Genomic DNA, 20,369 nt, shown 5'->3' with positions numbered 1-20,369 from the left:
GCGCGCGGTGTGACGATCGTGTTACTCGGCTGCGGAGTGGGTCAGCGCGTTCAGGCGCGAGATCGCGCGCAGGTACTTCTTGCGGTATCCCCCGGCGAGCATCTCGTCGGCGAACACCTGGTCGAGGGCGACCCCGGTGGCGACGATCGGCAGCTGGGCGTCGTACACCCGGTCGACGAACGCGACGAAGCGCAGCGCCTCGGACTGGTCGGTCAGGGTGTGCACGTCGCGCAGGCCGACTAGCGACAGCCCGTCGATGAGGCGGATGTAGCGGGACGGATGCACCCGCGCCAGGTGCTGGATGAGATCGGCGAACGCGTCGTCGGATGCCTCGCCCGAGGCCGCCGCCTGTTCGATCGCCCGCGCGTAGCGGGTGGCGTCGGACACCACCGAGCTGCCGTCGATCGCGCGCTGCCGGTAGTCGACGCCGTCGATGCGCAGGGTCTCGAAGCTCTCGGACATCGCGTGGATCTCGCGCAGGAAGTCCTGCGCGGCGAACCGGCCCTCACCCAGCGCGTTGGGCGGGGTGTTCGAGGTGGCGGCGAGCTTCGTGCCCGACGCCACCAGCTCGCCGAGCAGGCGCGTCATCACCATGGTGTCGCCGGGGTCGTCGAGCTCGAACTCGTCGATGCAGAGCAGATCCGCGCCGCGCAGCAGATCGACCGTGTTCTTGTAGCCGAGCGCGCCGACCAGGGCGGTGTACTCGATGAACGAGCCGAAGTACTTCCGGCGGGCGGGAAGAGCGTGATAGACCGAGGCCAGGAGGTGGGTCTTGCCGACACCGAAGCCGCCGTCGAGGTAGACCCCCGGCTTCATCGGGGTCTCCTTCGGCGCGCGGCGGAACAGGCCCGCCTTCTTCACCGGCGTGCCTCCGGCCGCGCCGGCGAAGCGCTGCAGCAGCTGCTTGGTGGCCTCCTGCGACGGATAGCGCTCGTCCGAGCGATAGCTGTCGAAGGTCGCTTCGTCGAACTGGGGAGGCGGGACGAGGCTCGCCAGCATCTCGGTTCCGGTCACGACGGGCGTGCGCTCGGTGAGGTGCACGACGCCCGTGCTGATCTGCTGGGTCATCACGTTCCTGAGGTCATAGTCTTACGATCCGGATGCGGGTGCGCGCCAGGGGATCTATCGTCATAGGGGACGGCTCAACTTTACGCCGTCGCATGCCCACCCGAGCCCGACCCCTGAGGAGCATCCGTGGCCGTCGATCGCGACACGTCATCCCCCAAGTTCGCCGAGTACGCCGAACCCGGCCGCCTCGTGACAACCGAGTGGCTCGCCGCCCGCCTCGGCACCCCCGGCCTCGTGGTGGTGGAATCCGATGAGGACGTGCTGCTCTACGAGACCGGGCACATCCCCGGTGCGGTGAAGATCGACTGGCACACCGAGCTCAACGACCCCGTCGTGCGCGACTACGTCGACGGCGAGGGCTTCGCCGAGCTGCTGAGCCGCAAGGGCATCGCCCGCGACGACACCGTGGTCATCTACGGCGACAAGAACAACTGGTGGGCCGCTTACGCGCTGTGGGTCTTCTCGCTGTTCGGACACGAGGACGTGCGCCTGCTCGACGGCGGACGTGACCGCTGGATCAGTGAGGGGCGCGAGATCACCACCGACAAGACAGTGCGCCCGGCCACCGAGTACCCCGTGGTCGAGCGCGACGACTCGCAGCTGCGTGCCTACAAGGAGGACGTGCTCGCCTTCATCGGCAAGGGGCCGCTGATCGACGTGCGCTCGCCCGAGGAGTACAACGGCGAGCGGACCACGGCGCCGGCCTATCCCGAAGAGGGCAGCCTGCGCGCCGGGCACATCCCCACCGCGCAGAGCGTGCCGTGGGGCAGGGCGGTCGCCGAGGACGGCGGTTTCAGGCCACGAGCCGAGCTCGAGGCGATCTACCGCGACGAGGCCGGCATCGACGACTCCGACGACGTCATCGCCTACTGCCGCATCGGTGAGCGCTCCAGCCACACCTGGTTCGTGCTGAAGCACCTGCTCGGCATCGAGAAGGTGCGCAACTACGACGGCTCGTGGACCGAGTGGGGCAGCGCCGTGCGCGTGCCCATCGTCAGCGGCAGCGAGCCCGGCACGCTCTGACCTCGCAGCCCCGGCGGGATGGGATGATGGCAGGGATGACTGACAAGCACGTCCCCGCCGTCCTCGCCGAGTTCCGCGACGAGTTCCTCGAGCTGCCCGAGCCCGATCGTCTCGAGCTGCTGCTCGAGTTCGCGAACGCGCTTCCTCCCGTCTCCGATGAGATCGCGGCCCATCCCGAGATGGCCGAGCGGGTGGCAGAGTGCCAGTCCCCCGTCTACATCTACATCGAGGTCACCGACGGCGTCGTCACGATGCACGCGACGGCGCCGCCGGAGGCCCCGACGACCCGCGGATTCGCGAGCATCCTCGCGCAGGGCCTGACGGGCCTCACCGCCGACGAGGTGCTCGCGGTGCCGAACGACTATCCCCAGAGCCTCGGTCTGACGCGGCTCGTCTCGCCGCTTCGGATCGGCGGCATGACGGGGATGCTGATGCGCGCGAAGCGTCAGGTCGAAGCCAAGCGCTGAGCGGCCGGCGACGGCCGCGGCTCGCCGTCAGACCAGGCCCTGGCCGGTCAGCCAGTCGGTGATCGCCCCCGACCAGCCCTGCTCGTCGTAGTTCCAGATCTTGGTGTGACGCGCACCGTGGAACTCCGGCATCGTCACGAGATCGGGTCGCGCCTCGGCCAGCGCGTGCGACGCATCGGCCGGCACGAACCCGTCGTCGTCGCTGTGCAGGATCAGGATCGGGGCGTCGAGCTCTGAGGCGCGGGCGACCATGTCGAGCCTGTCGAACGGGATCGCCTCCTCGGCTCCGCTGAGCCGGGCGAGGAACGTGTTGCCCAGCGCTCCCATCGCGAGCCCCGGCAGCGGTTCGCGCAGCCCCGACTCGCGTGCCTGGAAGCGCAGCACCGTTCGCCAGTCGACGACGGGCGAGTCGAGGATGACGCCGGCGATGGCATCCCGATGCTCGGACGAGACCGCGGTCTGCAGGGCGATGGCGCCGCCCATCGACCATCCCATCAGCACCACGCGCTGCGCGCCGTGACGCAGCGCATAGCCGATCGCCGCGTCGACATCGCGCCATTCCGAGGCGCCCAGGGCGTAGCTGCCCCCGCGCGTGCGCGGCGCCTCGCCGTCGTTACGATACGACGCGACCAGGGTCGGCAGACCGAGCGCGTTCATGACGGGGACGGCGCGCAGGCACTCGGAGCGCAGCGTGCCGCGGCCGTGCACCTGGATCACCCACGTCGACGAGTCGGCGGGGAACAGCCAGGCGGGGCAGGGGCCTGCGGGCGAACCGATCAGCACGCTCTCCCAAGGCAGGTGCAGCTCGCTCGGCGACACGTGGTACCAGCCGCTGAAAGCGGCGTCGCGGTCGACCCGCGCTCCCGGCTCGATCTGCGTGAGCAGCTTGCGGCGCACGCTCGCGGCATCGGCGCCGAGCACCGCCCCGAGCTTGACGTAGCCGTATGTGCCGGTGGTGAACAGTCCGTAGCGCCCAGGCAGCTCGGTGTCGGGCGTGCGGCTGAGCTCGATGGTCTGCGCGCCCGTGTCGACGGCGAGGATCTGCGTGTCATTGCGGCGCACCGAGGGCATGACCACGCGGCGGGCCGTGGCGAGCACGGCGGCTGCCCCGGCCGCGGCCCCCGCGGCGATGACAGCGGGGACGGCGAAGGCTACGGCGTGCCTGAGACTCTTCATCGCCTCCCGACTCTAGCCTGTCCAGGTGAGCGCACACCCGGATGCCGCGACGCTGTTCGACGCAGCGGCGGCAGAGCTTCGTGAGACGGCGTTCCGCGCCGACATCGTGGTGCGGGAGATCCCGTCACCCGCCGGGCTCGCGCCCTTCGCCCTGGCGCTCGCGGCCGATGTGCGTCCCGACGATCAGGGCGACTCGGTGTACGGCACCGGCCGCTTCGTGCTGCTGCACGATCCCGGCGAGCCGGATGCCTGGGGCGGCGCCTGGCGCATCGTCGGGTTCGCGCAGGCTCCCCTCGAGCCCGAGATCGGCACCGACCCGCTGCTCGCGGACGTCGCCTGGTCGTGGCTGGTCGACGCGCTCGATTCGCGTGGTGCCGTCTACCATTCGGCCTCCGGTACCTCCACCAAGATGCTCTCGAAGGGGTTCGGCGCGCTCGCGGCCGAAGGGGACGGAGCCCAGATCGAGCTTCGCGCATCGTGGACTCCGGATGCCCCGCTGCGCCCGCATGTGGAAGCATGGGCAGAGCTGGTCGGGATGCTCGCGGGACTCCCGCCCGGATCAGAGGACGTCGCCGTGTTCGGCGCGAGAAAGGGCGCACGTGGCTGAGTACTCCGTGATCGACGACCGTGCGGAGTTCGAGCGGGCGGCGCAGATGCTCGCCGAGGGATCGGGTCCGGTGGCCGTCGATGTGGAGCGGGCATCCGGATTCCGCTATTCGCAGCGCGCCTATCTCGTGCAGGTGTTCCGCCGCGGAACGGGTGTCTTCCTGTTCGATCCACCAGCGATCGGCGACTTCCGGCCGCTTCAGGATGCCATCGGCGACGCCGAATGGGTGTTCCACGCCGCCAGCCAGGATCTGCCCTCTCTGCGCGAGCTCGGCCTCGAACCCGGCCGCATCTTCGACACCGAGCTCGCCTCACGTCTTCTCGGCAGTGACGGCTTCGGGCTCGCTGCGGTCGTCGAGCACACGCTGGGCATCACTCTCGCCAAGGCGCATTCGGCCGCCGACTGGTCGACCAGGCCGCTTCCCGATCCGTGGCTGGAGTACGCGGCCCTCGACGTGCTCCACCTCGTCGATGTGCGAGACGCTCTCGTCGACGAGCTCGACGCCGCCGGCAAGTCGGAGATCGCCGCGGAGGAGTTCGATGCGACGCTGCACCGCCTGCCCAAGCCGCCGCGTGAGGAGCCGTGGCGCCGACTGAGCGGGCTGCACAAGGTGCGCGGGGCCCGGCAGCTGGCCGTGGCTCGCGAGCTGTGGACCGCGCGTGAGCAGTACGCCGAGCAGATGGATGTCTCCCCCGGCCGTCTCGTTCCCGACCGCTCGCTGCTCGCGGCCCTGCTGGCCGCGCCGCGGTCGAAGCAGGAGCTCGCCGGGCTCAAGGAGTTCAACGGGCGCGCGAGCCGCACCCAGATCGACCGCTGGTGGGCGGCGATCGAGCGCGGTCGCACCACGGAGGATCTTCCGCGCGAGCGCGTGCCGAGCGATGCCCTCCCGCCGCCTCGCGCGTGGGCCGATCGCAACCCCGATGCCGATCTGCGGCTCAAGGCCGCCCGGCCCGTGGTCGAGGCCCTCGCTGAAGAGCTGCACATGCCGACCGAGAACCTGCTCACCCCCGAGCACCTGCGCCGTGTCGCCTGGCAGCCGCCGGCCGACCTCACGGCGGAGTCGATCTCGGCCGCGCTCATCGACCTCGGCGCTCGGCCATGGCAGGTTGCGCATACCGCACAGAAGATCGTGGATGCGTTTGTAGAGGGGCCGCAAACAGCCGTCGAGGGGTTCCCGACCGCTTCGTAGGTTCGATCCAACCGATTCCAGGCGGTCATACCGCGCTCCTAGGCTGGACGAGAACCCCAACCTATGGAGGCAGAGTGGCCGAGATCTCGGACGTCTACTTCGTCGATGGAGTGCGCACCCCCTTCGGGCGCGCCGGCGAAAAGGGCATGTACTGGAACACCCGCGCTGATGACCTCGCCGTCAAGGCGACCATCGGCCTGATGGAGCGCAACGCCGCCGTGCCGGCCGACCGCATCGACGACGTCGCGATCGCGGCGACCTCGCAGACCGGCGACCAGGGCCTCACGCTCGGCCGGTCGGTCGCCATCCTCGCGGGCCTCCCGCAGACCGTGCCGGGCCTCGCCGTCGAGCGCATGTGCGCAGGCGCGATGACCAGCGTCACCACGATGGCGGCGTCGATCGGTGTCGGCATGTACGACTTCGCCCTCGCCGGCGGCGTGGAGCACATGGGCCACCACCCCATCGGCGGCAACGCCGACCCGAACCCGCGTTTCGTCGCCGAGAAGATGGTCGACCCCGGCGCACTCAACATGGGCGTCACCGCAGAGCGCATCTTCGACCGCTTCCCGCACCTCACCAAGGAGCGCTCCGACCGCTTCGGCATGCTCAGCCAGCACAAGGTGCAGGCCGCGTACGACGCGGGCAAGATCCAGCCCGACCTCGTGCCGGTCGCGATCAAGGGCGCCGACGGCGCCTGGGGTCTGGCCACCGAGGACGAGGGGCGTCGCCCGCAGACCACGATGGAGGATCTCGCCGCGCTGAAGACGCCGTTCCGTCCGCACGGGCGCGTGACCGCCGGCACCTCCTCGCCCCTCACCGACGGCGCGACCATGTCGCTGCTGGCCGGCGGCGGCGCGGTGAAGGAGTTCGGGCTGACCCCGAAGATGAAGATGGTCTCGTTCGCCTTCGCGGGGGTGCAGCCCGAGATCATGGGCATCGGCCCCATCCCGTCGACCGAGAAGGCGCTGAAGAAGGCGGGCCTCGACATCTCCGACATCGGGCTGTTCGAGCTGAACGAGGCCTTCGCCATCCAGGTGATCTCCCTGCTCGACCACTTCGGGATCGCCGACGACGACCCGCGCGTCAACCAGTGGGGCGGCGCGATCGCGCTGGGACACCCGCTCGCGGCATCCGGAGTCCGACTGATGATCCAGCTGGCGGCGCAGTTCGCCGAGCGTCCCGACGTGCGCTACGGCCTGACCGCCATGTGCGTCGGCCTCGGCCAGGGCGGCTCGGTCATCTGGGAGAACCCGTTCTACGACGGCAAGAAGAGGAAGTGACCGCGATGGCCGAGACGATCAGGAACCAGTACGTCGGCGTCGACTTCACGCCGCTCTCCGCCCTCTCCGACGACGAGGTCGTCACGCACTCCCCCGTGCGCGACATCCGCCTCGCATCGGGCAAGGTGCTCGCACTCATCACGCTCGACAACGGTCGCGACCACACCAGGCCGAACACGCTGGGCCCCGCAACACTCACCGAGCTCGGCGAGACGCTCGACTCGCTCCGAGCTCGCGCGGCCGCGGGCGAGATCCAGGCGGTGGGCATCACCGGCAAGCAGTACATCCTCGCCGCCGGCGCCGACCTCTCCGACATCAGCCGGGTGGGCTCGAAGGACAACGCCCGCCTGATCGCGCAGCTCGGACACAAGGTGCTCGGCTCGCTGTCCGAGCTGGGAGTGCCGTCGTTCGCGTTCGTCAACGGACTCGCGCTCGGCGGCGGAATGGAGATCGCGCTGAACTCGACCTATCGCACGGTCGACGCATCCGCTGCGGCTCTCGCCCTGCCGGAGGTCTTCCTCGGCATCATCCCCGGCTGGGGCGGCGCCTACCTGGTGCCGAACCTCATCGGCATCGAGAACGCTCTCGAGGTCGTCGTCTCCAACCCGCTCAAGCAGAACCGCATGCTCAAGCCGCAGCAGGCGTTCGAGCTCGGGCTGATGGACGCCATCTTCCCGGCATCCACCTTCCTGGAGAGCTCGCTGGCATGGGCAGACGCGGTGCTCGGCGGGAAGAAGGTCGAGCGCAGGAACGAGCCGGGCAAGATCGAGCGCACCGTCAAGTGGCCGATCGCGATCAAGATGGCCCGCGGCATGCTGGAGTCGAAGATCGGCACCGTGCCCCGCTCGCCCTACGTCGCCCTCGACCTGCTCGAGAAGGCGAAGAGCGGCACGAAGGCCGAAGGCTTCGCCCGTGAGGACGAAGCTCTCGCCGAGCTCGTCACCGGCGATCAGTTCGCCGCGTCGATGTACGCCTTCGACCTCGTTCAGAAGCGCGCCAAGCGCCCCGTCGGGGCACCGGACAAGGCGCTCGCGAAGAAGGTCACCAAGGTCGGCATCATCGGCGCGGGTCTGATGGCCAGCCAGTTCGCCCTGCTGTTCGTGCGCAGGCTCCAGGTCCCGGTGCTGATCACCGACCTCGACCAGGCGCGCGTCGACAAGGGCGTGGCGTACATCCACGACGAGATCGGCAAGCTCGAGCAGAAGGGCCGCCTGGACGGCGATACCGCCAACAAGCTGCGCTCGCTCGTCACCGGCACGACCGACAAGAGCCAGTACGCCGACTGCGACTTCGTCATCGAAGCCGTGTTCGAGGAGGTCGGCGTCAAGCAGCAGGTGTTCGGCGAGATCGAGAAGATCGTCGCCGAGGACGCGATCCTCGCCACGAACACCTCGTCGCTGTCGGTCGAGGAGATCGGCTCCCAGCTCGCCCACCCCGAGCGCCTGGTCGGCTTCCACTTCTTCAACCCGGTCGCGGTCATGCCGCTGATCGAGATCGTGAAGACGCCGCAGACTTCGGAGGCAGCCCTGTCGACGGCCTTCGTGGTCGCGAAGGGCCTGGGAAAGAACGCCGTGCTCACGGCCGATGCTCCCGGCTTCGTCGTGAACCGTCTGCTCGCGAAGGTCATGGGCGAGGCGGCTCGGGCCGTGTACGAGGGCACTCCCATCGCAGACGTCGAGAAGGCCTTCGGGCCGCTCGGACTGCCGATGGGGCCGTTCCAGCTGATCGATCTGGTCGGCTGGAAGGTGGCGGCTCACGTGCAGGACACGATGGTGCGTCACTTCCCCGACCGCTTCTACGCGAACGAGAACTTCCACGCGCTCGCCGAGTTGGATGCCGTGGTCGAGAAGGACAAGGGCGGGCGCGTGACCGGCTGGACCAAGGGCGCCGAGAAGGTGCTCAAGGGCCATGTCGGCAGCTCGCCGGCATCCGCCGAGACCATCCTGCAGCGCGTGCAGGACGGCCTGGCGCAGGAGATCCGGCTCATGCTCGATGAGGGTGTCGTGCCCGAGGTCGAGGACATCGACCTCTGCCTGATCCTCGGCGCCGGCTGGCCGTTCATCGACGGCGGTGCCTCGCCGTACCTCGATCGCGAGGGCGCCTCGGAGCGCGTGTTCGGCAGCACGTTCCACACCCCGCCGATCCGCGGGATCGCGAACAGCTGACTCGCGCGAGCCGATGCCGGCTCAGACAGGGGTCGCACCTGCGGGTGCGGCCCCTGTCTGCCGTTCCAGGCCCGTGCTCACCCCATCTGAGGCGGCCGGCGGTCCTCGTGGCCGCGGCGCGGCCAGTGGGCGAAGGCGCGCTCTGCGAGAGCGGTGATGGTGAGCGAGGGGTTCACCCCCGGGTTCGCCGGCACGGCCGCTCCGTCGACGACGTGGATCCCGGGATGCCCCCACACCCGGTTCCACGGGTCGACGACACCGCGGTCGGGTGACTCGCTGATCACCGCACCGCCCAGGAAGTGCGCGGTCAGCGGGATGCCGAAAACCTCGGGCCACGATCCGCGGGGTTCGGTGCGCACACCGGTCTCCTGCTGCATCCGGCGTGCGATCGCCGCGACTGCTCTATGCGCCTCGGGCAGGTGCGAGGGGTTGGGCTCGCCGTGCCCCTGCCGGCTGGTGAGCACGTCACGGCCGAACCGCCGGCGCAGCGAGAGCGTGAGCGAGTTGTCCGCGGTCTGCATCACCAGTGCGATGATGCCGCGCTCGCTCCAGCGGTGCAGCCCGGCAAGGCGCAGCTGGCGGAGCGGATGCCTGGCGAGCGCGCCGATCAGCGAGACGAGCCGTCCGGCCACCGACTGGTCTCCGGGGACGAGGACGGTGGCGAGGGCGCCGCCCATCAGATTCGAGCCGGGGCCGTAGCGCACGTTCTCGACGTGCGTGCGCTCGTCGACGTGGAACGAGGTGGTGATGGCCACACCGTGCGCGTAGCCCGCGGCATCCGGCACCCTCGTCGCCACAGCACCGTCCAGCGCCTCCGAGTTGGTGCGGGTGATCTGGCCCACGGCATCCGAGATGCGCGGCAGCGCGCCCGATGCACGCATGCGGTGCAGCAGCTGCTGCGTACCCCATGTGCCTGCCGCCAGGACCACCTGCTCGGCCTGGACAGTCTGCCTTCTGCGGCGCAGCCAGGCGCCCGAGCGCTCGGTCGTGACGAGGAATCCGCCCCGCGGATCCTCACGGACGTCGACGACGGTGCGCATCTCGTCGATCCGCGCACCGCGTCGCTCGGCGAGGGCGAGATAGTTCTTCACGAGCGTGTTCTTCGCTCCGACCCGGCAGCCGATCATGCAGTTGCCGCACAGGGTGCATCCGGTGCGATCCGGTCCCTCCCCGTCGAAGAACGGATCCGGCACCCGCACCCCCGGCATGCCCAGGAAGACCCCGACCGGAGCGCGTCGGAAGGTGTCTCCCACGCCGAGGTCCTGTGCGGCGCCGGCCATGATCCGCTCGACAGGGCCGGTGTGCGGGTACTCGTCGACGACACCGAGCATGCGCGTCGCCGTGGCGTAGTGCGGGGCGAGCTCGCCCTGCCAGTCCACGCCGGCAGGCCAGTTGCGATCGGCGAAGAACGTCGGCGGCGGCTCGTAGAGGGTGTTCGCGTAGTTCAGAGATCCGCCGCCCACGCCCGCACCGGCGAGGATCATGACATGCGGCAGGCGGTGGATGCGCTGCACACCGAAGCACCCGAGTCTCGGCGCCCACAGGTAGCGACGCACGTCCCATGACGTCTTCGCGAAGTCGTGGTCCTCGAAGCGCCGACCCGCCTCGAACACGCGGACGCGGTACCCCTTCTCGGACAGGCGCAGCGCGGCGACGGATCCGCCGAAGCCCGATCCCACGATCACGACGTCCTCGTCATACGGCATGCGCTCACTCCCTCGGGATCATCATCGTCACGGCGGCCGGGCGGACGCCGATCGAGCACTCCCCCGCGCCGACGCGCTCGCCGTCGGCGTACACGACCAGGTCGGGTGCCGACACCCGCACCGAGCCGGCCCGCCGGCGCTGCACCTCCGGCCGACGCAGGTGGGTTCCGCGCAGCAGCAGCGGGAACAGCCGGAGCAGCCGCAGTCGGGTGAGCGGTGCGACGTGCACGACGTCGAGCCGCCCGTCGTCGGCTCGGGCGTCGGGGCAGATCGGCATGCCGCCACCGTAGCTGCCGGTGTTGCCCACGGCCAGCAGCGTGCCCGGCTGCTCGTGTTCGACTTCGCCGTCGACCGAGATCCGGAACGCCGTCTGACGAAGTCGGGCGAGCTCGACGACGAGCGCGAGGTAGTAGCGCAGCCGACCGCTCGGGTGCCGCAGCGTGTTCGTGCGCTCGCTCACCTTCGCGTCGAAGCCGAGGGCGGCCACGGTGAGGAAGACCCGTTCCGACCCCTGCGACGAGATCGTGCCGAGGTCGATCGTCCGTGCGGAACCGCTCAGTGCGGCGAGGGCGGCCCGCTGCGGGTCTGCCGTCGGGATGCCGAGCGCTCTCGCCAGATCGTTCCCGGTGCCCGCCGGAACGAGGGTGATCGGAAGCCCGCTCTCCGCCAGCAGGTCGACGATCCCGGTGAGCGTCCCGTCTCCGCCCACGACGACGATCCCATCGGGTTCGTCGCGCACCGCCCGCTGAGCGAGCGATCGGGTCTGCTCGGCCGAGCTTCCCTCCAGCAGCGCCACCTCCGCCCCGGCCGTCCGCAGCGCGCTCTCCGCCTCGGCTCCTGCGCGGGCGGCGTGCCCCCTGCCCGCCTGCGGGTTGATGATGAGGGCGAGGCGCACGACCTCATTCACGGTGCGGTTCTCCGCCGACCAGCGCGTTCGGGTTCATGATCCCCCGCGGGTCGAGTTCGCGCTTGACCGCCCGAAGGATGCGGATGCCCGTCTCGCCGACCTCCCGAGGCAGCCACTGCGCGTGGTCGCGGCCGATCGCGTGATGGTGGGTGATGGTGCCGCCGGATGCCACGATCGCGTCCCCCACCCGGCGTTTCACCGTGTCCCACGTCTGCAGCTGATCGTTCCTGACCCCGGCGAGGACGGTGAAGTACAGCGAGGCGCCGGTGGGGTAGAGATGCGAGATGTGGCACATCACGAAGCTCCGCGCGCCGGCCGCGGCGAATCCGTCCTTGAGCGCGGAGGTCACCGCGGCCCGCAGCCGCTGCAGGTTCGACCAGGTGGTCGCGGTCTCCAGCGTCTCGCAGAAGACGCCCGCATCGAGCAGCGCGTCACGAAGGTACGGTCCGTCGAACCGCGTTCTGGCCCAATCCTCGGCTGCGCCCTGCCCGGTGCTGGTCCCGCCGGCGGCGGCGATCAGCTCCGCCGTGCGGGCGCGCCTGTGCTCGGCATCCTCGCCCTCGAAGACGGTCACCGCGCTGGCGCCCTTCGCGAGCGCCTTGCCGATGCGGCCGACCTGCGCCAGGCTCACGCCGGTCTCCGCCTCGTCGGAGAGGCGGATGACTGTGGGTGTGCCGCCACGCTGGACGACCTCGCGCAGGGCGTCTGCTCCGGTGGTGAAATCCGGGAAGCTCCATGATTCGACGACGCGGGTCTGCGGTATCCGATGAACGCGAACGCGCACTTCGGTGATCACCCCGAAGATCCCCTCCGAACCGAGCAGCAGTCGGGTGAGGTCCGGACCCGCCGCCGATCCGGGGGCGCCGCCGAGATCGAGATCACCGGTCGGCGTCGCCGCGCGCAGCCCGGTGACCATCGCATCGAACCGCCCGTAGCCGGCGGAGTTCTGGCCGGAGGAGCGCGCGGCCGCGAACCCGCCGATGCTGGCATACCGGAAGCTCTGCGGATAGTGCCCGAGTTCGAAGCCGTGCTCGGCGAGCAGGCGCTCCGCCTCCGGACCGCGCGTGCCGGCGAGCAGCACCGCCTCGCCGCTGACCGGGTCGAGTCCGACCAGCCCGCTCAGCCGGGCGAGGTCGAGAGCGATCACCGCTCGGTGACGGCCGGCGTCGGGGGCGACTCCGCCCACCACGCTCGTGCCGCCGCCGACCGGCACGACCGCGATCCCGTGCTCGCCGGCGACCGCCAGCACCGCCGCGACCTCGTCATGGGTCGATGGACGCACCACCGCGTCGGCGGCTCGCTGTCGTGGTTCGCGTCGGCGAAGCAGATCGGGGGTGGATCTGCCGCCGGACCGCCGCACTCTGGACTCGACGTCGATGCGGACCTCACTGTCGCCGACGACGGCCCGCAGAGCGTCGATGTCGGCGCCGGAGAGTCGGGACGGCGCGACCTGCACGTCGTCCAGATGCACCGAGGGCGCCGGCCGCGGCACTCTGCCCAGCAGCAGCGGCAGCAGCGCCCGGACCGCGCGGGGCAGCTCGACGGCGCGGTCCGGATCTCCCCAGCCGTTCCATCGCATCTCCTGCGGCTCGACGGCGGTGTCGCTCGAGGACGTCATGCATTACAGTGTGACAGATCATGGAAGATCGTCAACCGCAGACCGATGCCATGGTCTCCGACGGCGCGCTCCCCGGGCGCTGGGAGGCCATGCAGCATCGCATCCTCGACGCCGCCGAGCTGCTCATCGCGCAGCGCGGCGTGCGCGGACTCGCGATCGCCGAGCTCGCTCGCACCGCCGAGGTCAGCCGCCCTACCGTGTATCGCAGCTGGGCGAGCGCCGACGAGGTGGTGCGCACCACTCTGCTGCGGCGCATGCTGCGACTGCTCGACGGGATCCCGGTGGCGGCGGATCGCCCCGCCCTGGTCACCGCGGTGCACGATTTCACCCGCGCCTTCCAGGCGGATCCGCTCTACGCGGCGTTGCTCGAGCGTGAGCCCGAGATCTTCACGCGCTACACCCTGCACAGGTTCGGTGCCAGCCAGCGCGCCATCCTGCGCTGGCTCTCGGCATCCGTCGCCGCCGGACAGACGGGCGGATCGGTGCGCACCGGAGACCCCGGGCACATCGCCGTGATGCTGCTGATCATGACCCAGTCCGCGATCCTGTCCCACGGCACCGTGTCGGATCTGATCAGCGACGACGCCTGGGAGCACGAGCTGCATGCCGCCGTCGACGGGATGCTGCGGCCATGAACAGCTCTGCGTCCAGGAAGGGCTCTGCGTCCAGGAAGGGCTCTGCGTCCGGGAACAGCTCTGCGGCCCTGAACGCATCGCGGCGCCGGATCGAGCTCGCGCGGGCTGCGGAGACCGTCGCCGACGTGCTGATCGTCGGCGGAGGCATCACCGGAACGGGCGCGGCGCTCGATGCCGCCGCCCGAGGATTGAGCGTCGTGCTGATCGAAGCGCACGATCTCGCGTTCGGCACCAGCCGGTTCAGCTCGAAGCTCGTGCACGGCGGGCTGCGGTACCTGGCCACCGGTGATGTCGCGACCGCCAGGGAGAGTGCCAGGGAGCGCCATCTGCTGATGACCGCCATCGCCCCGCACCTCACCCATCCACTTGCCCAGCTGCTGCCGTTCTCTCCCGGCATCGACATCCGCCAACGCGGCGCGGGCGCTGCGGGCATGGTGATCGGAGATGCGCTGCGCTGGCAGGCGCACACGCCGCGTCGCGTGCTGCCGGCGCCGCACCCGGTGTCGGGCCGCCACGCGCGCCGTCTCGTACCCGCGCTGGCACGCGAGGGACTGCACGGCGGCATGGTCGCGTACGACGGCCAGCTCGACGACGACGCGCGTCTCGTCGTCACGGTCGCGCGCACCGCGGCGGCGCTCGGCGCGAAGATCCTCACTCGCGTGCGCGCCCGCGCCCTGCATGCGAATGCGGTGGACGCCGAGGACGAGCTCAGCGGCGAGAGACTGCAGCTGCGCGCTCGCACCGTCATCAACGCCACCGGCGTCTGGGCGGGATCACTCGACGGAGCGATCCGGGTTCGGCCCAGCCGCGGCACGCACATCGTGCTCGACGGCGCCGACCTCGGGCATCCCACCGCCGCGCTCACCATCCCGCACCCCGGCTCGATCAGCCGCTACGTCTTCGCCCTCCCGCAGCCGGACGGGCTCGTCTACGTAGGACTGACCGATGAGGACGCGCCCGGCCCCGTGCCCGATGTCGCCGAGCCGACCGAAGGCGAGATCGTGTTCCTGCTCGACACGCTGAATCGAGTGCTCGCTCGTCCCCTGCCGCGGGAGCGGGTGCTCGGGGCGTTCGCCGGCCTTCGTCCGCTGGTCGACAGCGGCGATGCCACCTCGGCCGACGTGTCGCGTCGTCACCTCGTGACGGTGTCCGACGCCGGCGTCGTGAGCGTGCTGGGGGGAAAGCTCACGACGTACCGTCGCATGGCGCAGGACGCCGTCGACGTCGCCGTCGAACGCGGCCGACTCGAGGCGGCTGCGTGCACCACGGCCTCTCTGCGGCTGGTGGCGCTGCCCGAGCGGATCCCGCAGGCGCCGCTCGTCGACGGTGCGGCGGCGACCGAGCAGGACGTCGTGAACGCCGTGCGCGAGGAGGGCGCTCTCGATGCCGATGACGTGTTGGATCGTCGGCTGCGAGCGGACGTGGTGCCCGCGCGGCGCGCAGCTCTGCTCGCGCCGGTCACCCGGCTCGTCGACCGGACGCTCGACGAGCTCAGTGCTTCTGAATGAGTGAGAGGTCGATGGCGCCGGTCTGTCCGGCCGCCTTCGCCACCGGGATCCTGGTGCCTCCCACCTGTGCGACGATGTCGGCCGTGATCTTCTCGGCCGTGAGCCCGGCGTCCTCGAGGATCTGCTCGCGCGAGGCGTGCTGCAGGAACTCGTCCTGCACGCCCAGCTCATCGACGCCGGTGTCGATCCCCGCCTCGCGGAGCACCTGACGCACGCGCGTGCCGATGCCGCCCGCGCGGATGCCGTCCTCCAGCGTGATCACAAGACGATGCCGCGCCGCCAGGGATACGACCGACGGCTGCACGGGAACCGCCCACCTCGGATCGATCACCGTCGCGCCGATGCCGCGCGCATCCAGTCGCGCGGCGATGTCGACGGCCACCTCGGCGAACGAGCCGATCGCGACGATCAGCACGTCCTCCTCGTCTCCGCGAGCCAGCACATCGGTGCCGTCGGCGAGGCGCTCGACGGCGGTGATCGGGTCGGGCACGTCTCCCTTCGGGTAGCGGACCACGGTCGGCGCGTCGTCGATCGCGACGGCTTCGGCGAGGCACTCGCTCAGCCGCACGGCGTCTCGTGGGGCGGCGATGCGGACGCCGGGCACCATCTGCAGCATCGCGAGATCCCACACCCCGTTGTGGCTCGGCCCGTCCGGACCGGTCACGCCGGCCCGATCGAGCACGAACGTCACGCCGGCGCGGTGCAGCGCGACATCCATCAGCACCTGATCGAACGCACGGTTCATGAAGGTGGCGTAGATCGCCACGACGGGATGCAGACCGCCGAAGGCGAGCCCGGCGGCGGACGCGACGGCGTGCTGCTCGGCGATCCCGACGTCGTACACCCGGTCGGGGAAGCGCTCGGCGAAGGCGGCGAGGCCGGTCGGGCGCAGCATCGCGGCGGTCATCGCGATGACCTTGTCATCACGGCTGCCTATCTCGACGAGCGCGTCGGAGAAGACCGAGGTCCACGACGTGCCGGACGACGACGACAGAGCGCCGCCCGTCTTCGGATCGATGCGACCCACGGCGTGGAACTGGTCGGCCACATCGTCGAGCGCCGGCTGGTAGCCGCGCCCCTTCTCGGTGATGGCGTGCACGATGACAGGGGCGCCGTAGTCCTTCGCGTATCGCAGCGTCTCGATGAGCGCCTCGACGTCGTGGCCGTCGACCGGGCCGAGGTACTTGATGTCGAGGTTGGAGTACAGCGCGACGTTGTTCGCGAAGCGCGAGAGGAATCCGTGCGTGCCACCGCGCACGCCGCGGAACACCGCGCGGCCGAGCGGGCCGAACGCGCGGAACAGACGATCGGACTTCCGGTGCATCTCGCGGTACATGCCCGCGGTGCGCACGCGATTGAGATAGCGCGACATGCCGCCGATCGTCGGAGCGTAGGAGCGGCCGTTGTCGTTGACGACGATGACCAGATTGCGCTCGTTGTCGTCGCTGATGTTGTTCAGCGCCTCCCAGGTCATCCCGCCGGTCAGCGCGCCGTCGCCGACGACCGCGACGACGTGCCGATCAGCGCGACCGGTCGCGGTCAGCGCCCGTGAGATGCCGTCGGCCCAGCTCAGCGAGCTCGACGCGTGCGACGACTCGACGACGTCGTGCACGCTCTCGGAGCGCTGCGGGTAGCCGGCGAGCCCGCCCCGCGAGCGGAGGTTCGAGAAGTCCTGGCGACCGGTGAGCAGCTTGTGCACGTACGACTGGTGCCCGGTGTCGAAGATGATCGGATCGTCGGGTGAGGAGAACACCCGATGCAGGGCGATCGTGAGCTCGACGACGCCGAGGTTCGGCCCGAGGTGCCCGCCGGTGCGAGCGACGTTCTCGACCAGGAATGCTCGGATCTCAGCCGCCAGCTCGACCATTTCCCCGTTGGAGAGTCGATCGAGATCTCGGGGGCCGGTGATGCTCGGCAGGATCGGCATGGACGTCCTTCCGCGACGTTGACCGCACGCCGGAGACGGCGCGCGCATCCGGATATTCTACCGCGCGATACGACGAGGGCCCGGATGCCGAGGCATCCGGGCCCTCGTCTGCTCGCGTCAGACCAGCGAACGCAGCACGTACTGCAGGATGCCGCCGTTGCGGTAGTAGTCCGCCTCACCGGGGGTGTCGATGCGGACGACCGCATCGAAGGTGATGGGCTCGCGACCCTCTGCCGAGAACTCGCTCGGGGTGGCCGTGACCTTGACCGTCTTCGGCGTGGTGCCCTCGTTGAGGGCGGTCAGACCCTCGATCGAGATGACCTCGGTACCGTCGAGGCCGAGCGACTCCCAGGTCTCTCCCGCCGGGAACTGCAGCGGGACGACGCCCATGCCGATGAGGTTGGAGCGGTGGATGCGCTCGAAGCTCTCGGTGATGACCGCCTTGACGCCGAGCAGGTTGGTGCCCTTGGCCGCCCAGTCGCGCGACGAGCCAGAGCCGTACTCCTTGCCGCCGAAGATCACCAGCGGGATGCCCTGATCCTGGTAGTTCTGCGACGCGTCGTAGATGTACGCCTGCGGACCGCCCTCCTGGGTGAAGTCGCGGGTGAAGCCGCCCTCGATCTGCTGACCGTCGTTGACGGCCTTGACCAGGGCGTTCTTCAGGCGGATGTTCGCGAACGTGCCGCGGATCATCACCTCGTGGTTGCCTCGACGCGATCCGTAGGAGTTGAAGTCGCGCTGCTCGACGCCGTGCTCGGTGAGGTACTGCGCGGCCGGCGTGCCGGCCTTGATGTTGCCGGCGGGCGAGATGTGGTCGGTGGTGACCGAGTCGCCCAGCGTGGCCAGCACGCGAGCACCGGTGATGTCGGTGACGGGCGCGGGGGTGAGCTCCATTCCGTCGAAGTAGGGCGCCTTGCGCACGTACGTCGACGCGTCGTCCCACTCGAAGATCGGACCGGTCGGCGTCGGCAGGTTCTTCCAGCGCTCGTCGCCGTCGAAGACGGTGGCGTACTGCTTGATGAACTGGTCGCGCGAGATCGACGAGTCGATGATCTCCTGCACCTCGTCGGCGGCGGGCCAGATATCCTTCAGGAAGACATCGTTGCCGGCCTCGTCCTGACCGAGCGGGTCGGTCTCGAAGTCGAAGTGCATCGAGCCGGCGAGGGCGTACGCGACCACGAGCGGCGGGCTGGCCAGGTAGTTCATCTTCACATCGGGGCTGATGCGTCCCTCGAAGTTGCGGTTGCCCGAGAGCACCGCCGTGACCGCGAGGTCGTGCTCGTTGATCGCCGCCGAGACCTCTTCGATCAGGGGGCCGGAGTTGCCGATGCAGATCGTGCAGCCGTAGCCGACCGTGTAGAAGCCGAGACCCTCGAGATCCTTGTCGAGGCCGGACTTCTCGTAGTAGTCGGTTACGACCTTCGAGCCGGGGCCGAGCGTGGTCTTCACCCACGGCTTCTGCTTGAGGCCCTTCTCACGCGCCTTGCGGGCGAGAAGGCCGGCTGCGATCATCACAGACGGGTTCGACGTGTTGGTGCACGAGGTGATGGCGGCCAGGGTCACCGCGCCGTTGTCGAGGATGTAGTCCTGACCCTCGGGGGTCGTCACCTTGACCGGGTTGGATGCGCCGTGGTCGCCGCTCGAGGCGAGCATGGAGTGCTGGTGCGCGCTCTCGTGCTGGTACGAGACGCCCTCCTCCGACACGTGCTCGCGCTCGACACCTGGCGCATTGCCGGGGTCGGATGCCGGGAACGTGCCCTCGACCTCGACCGAGGCCTCGTTCGCGGAGGTGTAGTTCAGGATGTCCTTCTCGAACTGACTCTTCGCCTCGGCGAGCAGGATGCGGTCCTGCGGGCGCTTGGGTCCGGCGATCGAGGGGACGACCGTCGACAGGTCGAGCTCCATGTACTCGGAGTACGAGGGCTCCTTGTCGGCGTCGTGCCAGAGGCCCTGCGCCTTGGCGTACTGCTCGACGAGCTCGACAGCGTGCTCGTCACGGCCGGTGAGGCGCAGGTAGTCGATGGTCACGTCGTCGATGGGGAACATCGCCGCAGTCGACCCGAACTCCGGCGACATGTTGCCGATGGTCGCGCGGTTCGCGAGGGGGACGGATGCCACACCGGCGCCGTAGAACTCGACGAACTTTCCGACCACGCCGTGCTGACGCAGCATGTCGGTGATTGTGAGCACGACGTCGGTGGCGGTGACGCCTGCGGGGATCTCGCCGGTGAGCTTGAAGCCGACCACGCGCGGGATGAGCATCGACACCGGCTGACCGAGCATCGCCGCCTCGGCCTCGATGCCGCCGACGCCCCAGCCGAGCACGCCGAGTCCGTTGACCATCGTGGTGTGCGAGTCGGTGCCGACGCACGTGTCGGGGTATGCGCGCAGCACGCCGTCGACGGTGCGGTCGTAGATGACCTTGGCGAGGTGCTCGATGTTCACCTGGTGCACGATGCCGGTGCCGGGGGGCACGACCTTGAAGTCGTCGAACGCGGTCTGGCCCCAGCGCAGGAACTGGTAGCGCTCGCCGTTGCGCTGGTACTCGATCTCGACGTTGCGCTCGATCGCGTCAGGTCGACCGAACAGGTCGGCGATGACGGAATGGTCGATCACCATCTCGGCGGGAGAGAGCGGGTTGATGCGGTTCGGGTCGCCGCCGAGCGCCGTGACGGCCTCGCGCATGGTGGCGAGGTCGACGATGCAGGGCACGCCGGTGAAGTCCTGCATGACCACGCGCGCCGGCGTGAACTGGATCTCGGTGTCGGGCTCCGCGGTGGGGTCCCACGATCCGAGCGCCTCGATCTGCGCCTTCGTCACGTTCGCGCCGTCCTCGGTGCGCAGCTGGTTCTCGAGGAGCACCTTCAGAGCGAAGGGGAGCTTCTCGCTGCCGGGGACCGAATCGATGCGGAAGATCTCGTAGTCGGTGCTGCCGACTGTCAGGGTGCTCTTGGCACCGAAGCTGTTCACCGTGGACACGAATCCGTCTCCTTCTGATCGGATGGGAGCGACAGGCGCTTCCATCTTGCTCGCCGAGTGAGCACCAGGGCTAGCAAGGCCTGCCTTACCAGTCTGCGCCGGACGACCGCTCGG

General features: G+C 69.8%; 15 protein-coding genes. 8 read left to right on the top strand and 7 right to left on the bottom strand.

The window, feature by feature from the left end:
- Positions 1–21: 21 nt before the first annotated feature.
- A complete protein-coding gene (gene zapE, locus PGB26_RS10515) occupies positions 22–1,068 on the bottom strand; it encodes a cell division protein ZapE (protein WP_271637566.1) in 1,047 nt (348 codons plus the stop codon).
- Between the two features lie 126 nt (positions 1,069–1,194).
- On the opposite strand from zapE, the gene PGB26_RS10510 reads away from it, so the two are divergent.
- Positions 1,195–2,091 carry a sulfurtransferase gene (locus tag PGB26_RS10510; RefSeq protein WP_271637565.1) on the top strand — a complete coding sequence of 299 codons (897 nt, stop codon included), beginning with the start codon at positions 1,195–1,197 and terminating at the stop codon, positions 2,089–2,091.
- A gap of 35 nt (positions 2,092–2,126) precedes the next feature.
- Complete coding sequence (locus PGB26_RS10505; RefSeq protein WP_271637564.1) at positions 2,127–2,558, top strand: SufE family protein; 432 nt, start codon at positions 2,127–2,129, stop codon at positions 2,556–2,558.
- A gap of 27 nt (positions 2,559–2,585) precedes the next feature.
- Here PGB26_RS10505 and PGB26_RS10500 read toward each other — a convergent pair whose 3' ends face one another.
- On the bottom strand, positions 2,586–3,734 hold the full coding sequence (locus tag PGB26_RS10500) for an alpha/beta hydrolase family protein (protein ID WP_271637563.1): 1,149 nt from the start codon (positions 3,732–3,734) through the stop codon (positions 2,586–2,588).
- A 25-nt stretch (positions 3,735–3,759) separates the two neighbouring features.
- On the opposite strand from PGB26_RS10500, the gene PGB26_RS10495 reads away from it, so the two are divergent.
- The 4 genes from PGB26_RS10495 to PGB26_RS10480 all read left to right on the top strand — a co-directional run bounded on the left by PGB26_RS10495 (position 3,760) and on the right by PGB26_RS10480 (position 8,975).
- A complete protein-coding gene (locus tag PGB26_RS10495) occupies positions 3,760–4,341 on the top strand; it encodes a DUF3000 family protein (protein ID WP_271637562.1) in 582 nt (193 codons plus the stop codon).
- A complete protein-coding gene (locus PGB26_RS10490; protein WP_271637561.1) occupies positions 4,334–5,530 on the top strand; it encodes a ribonuclease D in 1,197 nt (398 codons plus the stop codon). The genes PGB26_RS10495 and PGB26_RS10490 overlap by 8 nt, the downstream gene beginning before the upstream one ends.
- A gap of 74 nt (positions 5,531–5,604) precedes the next feature.
- Positions 5,605–6,810, top strand: coding sequence for a thiolase family protein (locus PGB26_RS10485; RefSeq protein WP_271637560.1), 1,206 nt, complete (start codon positions 5,605–5,607; stop codon positions 6,808–6,810).
- Positions 6,811–6,815: 5 nt separating this feature from the next.
- A complete protein-coding gene (locus PGB26_RS10480) occupies positions 6,816–8,975 on the top strand; it encodes a 3-hydroxyacyl-CoA dehydrogenase NAD-binding domain-containing protein (RefSeq protein ID WP_271639642.1) in 2,160 nt (719 codons plus the stop codon).
- Positions 8,976–9,052: 77 nt separating this feature from the next.
- On the opposite strand, the gene PGB26_RS10475 is transcribed toward PGB26_RS10480, so the two are convergent.
- The 3 genes from PGB26_RS10475 to PGB26_RS10465 are packed head-to-tail and all read right to left on the bottom strand — an operon-like array spanning position 9,053 to position 13,206.
- On the bottom strand, positions 9,053–10,681 hold the full coding sequence (locus tag PGB26_RS10475; protein ID WP_271637559.1) for a GMC oxidoreductase: 1,629 nt from the start codon (positions 10,679–10,681) through the stop codon (positions 9,053–9,055).
- Between the two features lie 4 nt (positions 10,682–10,685).
- The gene (locus PGB26_RS10470) at positions 10,686–11,588 is read right to left on the bottom strand and encodes a diacylglycerol/lipid kinase family protein (protein ID WP_271637558.1); all 903 of its coding nucleotides are present in this window, start codon (positions 11,586–11,588) and stop codon (positions 10,686–10,688) included.
- Positions 11,581–13,206, bottom strand: a complete 1,626-nt coding sequence (locus PGB26_RS10465) for an FAD-binding oxidoreductase (RefSeq protein ID WP_271637557.1) — start codon at positions 13,204–13,206, stop codon at positions 11,581–11,583. Before PGB26_RS10465 ends, PGB26_RS10470 begins: the two co-directional genes overlap by 8 nt.
- Before the next feature lie 20 nt (positions 13,207–13,226).
- Between PGB26_RS10465 and PGB26_RS10460 the strand changes: the two genes are divergently transcribed.
- Together PGB26_RS10460 and PGB26_RS10455 are read left to right on the top strand one after the other, a co-directional pair.
- The gene (locus PGB26_RS10460) at positions 13,227–13,841 is read left to right on the top strand and encodes a TetR/AcrR family transcriptional regulator (RefSeq protein ID WP_271637556.1); all 615 of its coding nucleotides are present in this window, start codon (positions 13,227–13,229) and stop codon (positions 13,839–13,841) included.
- Positions 13,838–15,349: a glycerol-3-phosphate dehydrogenase/oxidase gene (locus tag PGB26_RS10455; RefSeq protein ID WP_271637555.1), complete on the top strand. Its 1,512-nt coding sequence runs from the start codon at positions 13,838–13,840 to the stop codon at positions 15,347–15,349. Before PGB26_RS10460 ends, PGB26_RS10455 begins: the two co-directional genes overlap by 4 nt.
- Here the strand turns inward: PGB26_RS10455 and dxs are convergent.
- Positions 15,333–17,276, bottom strand: coding sequence for a 1-deoxy-D-xylulose-5-phosphate synthase (dxs, locus tag PGB26_RS10450; protein WP_271637554.1), 1,944 nt, complete (start codon positions 17,274–17,276; stop codon positions 15,333–15,335). The genes PGB26_RS10455 and dxs overlap by 17 nt on opposite strands.
- Positions 17,277–17,393: 117 nt before the next feature.
- On the bottom strand, positions 17,394–20,300 hold the full coding sequence (locus PGB26_RS10445) for an aconitate hydratase (RefSeq protein WP_271637553.1): 2,907 nt from the start codon (positions 20,298–20,300) through the stop codon (positions 17,394–17,396).
- Between the last annotated feature and the right edge of the window lie 69 nt (positions 20,301–20,369).

Origin of the sequence: Microbacterium sp. nov. GSS16, assembly GCF_028198145.1 — a bacterium.
Lineage (GTDB): Bacteria > Actinomycetota > Actinomycetes > Actinomycetales > Microbacteriaceae > Microbacterium.
The sequence above is the reverse complement of the archived record's forward strand: the minus strand, read 5'-3'. Positions and strand labels throughout refer to the sequence as shown.

Coding starts and splice junctions, on each gene's coding strand:
- PGB26_RS10475 (WP_271637559.1), bottom strand. CDS start 10,681: ATGCCGTATGACGAGGACGTCGTGATCGTGGGATCGGGCTTCGGCGGA.
- dxs (WP_271637554.1), bottom strand. CDS start 17,276: ATGCCGATCCTGCCGAGCATCACCGGCCCCCGAGATCTCGATCGACTC.
- PGB26_RS10465 (WP_271637557.1), bottom strand. CDS start 13,206: ATGACGTCCTCGAGCGACACCGCCGTCGAGCCGCAGGAGATGCGATGG.
- PGB26_RS10480 (WP_271639642.1), top strand. CDS start 6,816: ATGGCCGAGACGATCAGGAACCAGTACGTCGGCGTCGACTTCACGCCG.
- PGB26_RS10500 (WP_271637563.1), bottom strand. CDS start 3,734: ATGAAGAGTCTCAGGCACGCCGTAGCCTTCGCCGTCCCCGCTGTCATC.
- PGB26_RS10455 (WP_271637555.1), top strand. CDS start 13,838: ATGAACAGCTCTGCGTCCAGGAAGGGCTCTGCGTCCAGGAAGGGCTCT.
- zapE (WP_271637566.1), bottom strand. CDS start 1,068: ATGACCCAGCAGATCAGCACGGGCGTCGTGCACCTCACCGAGCGCACG.
- PGB26_RS10505 (WP_271637564.1), top strand. CDS start 2,127: ATGACTGACAAGCACGTCCCCGCCGTCCTCGCCGAGTTCCGCGACGAG.
- PGB26_RS10460 (WP_271637556.1), top strand. CDS start 13,227: ATGGAAGATCGTCAACCGCAGACCGATGCCATGGTCTCCGACGGCGCG.
- PGB26_RS10445 (WP_271637553.1), bottom strand. CDS start 20,300: ATGGAAGCGCCTGTCGCTCCCATCCGATCAGAAGGAGACGGATTCGTG.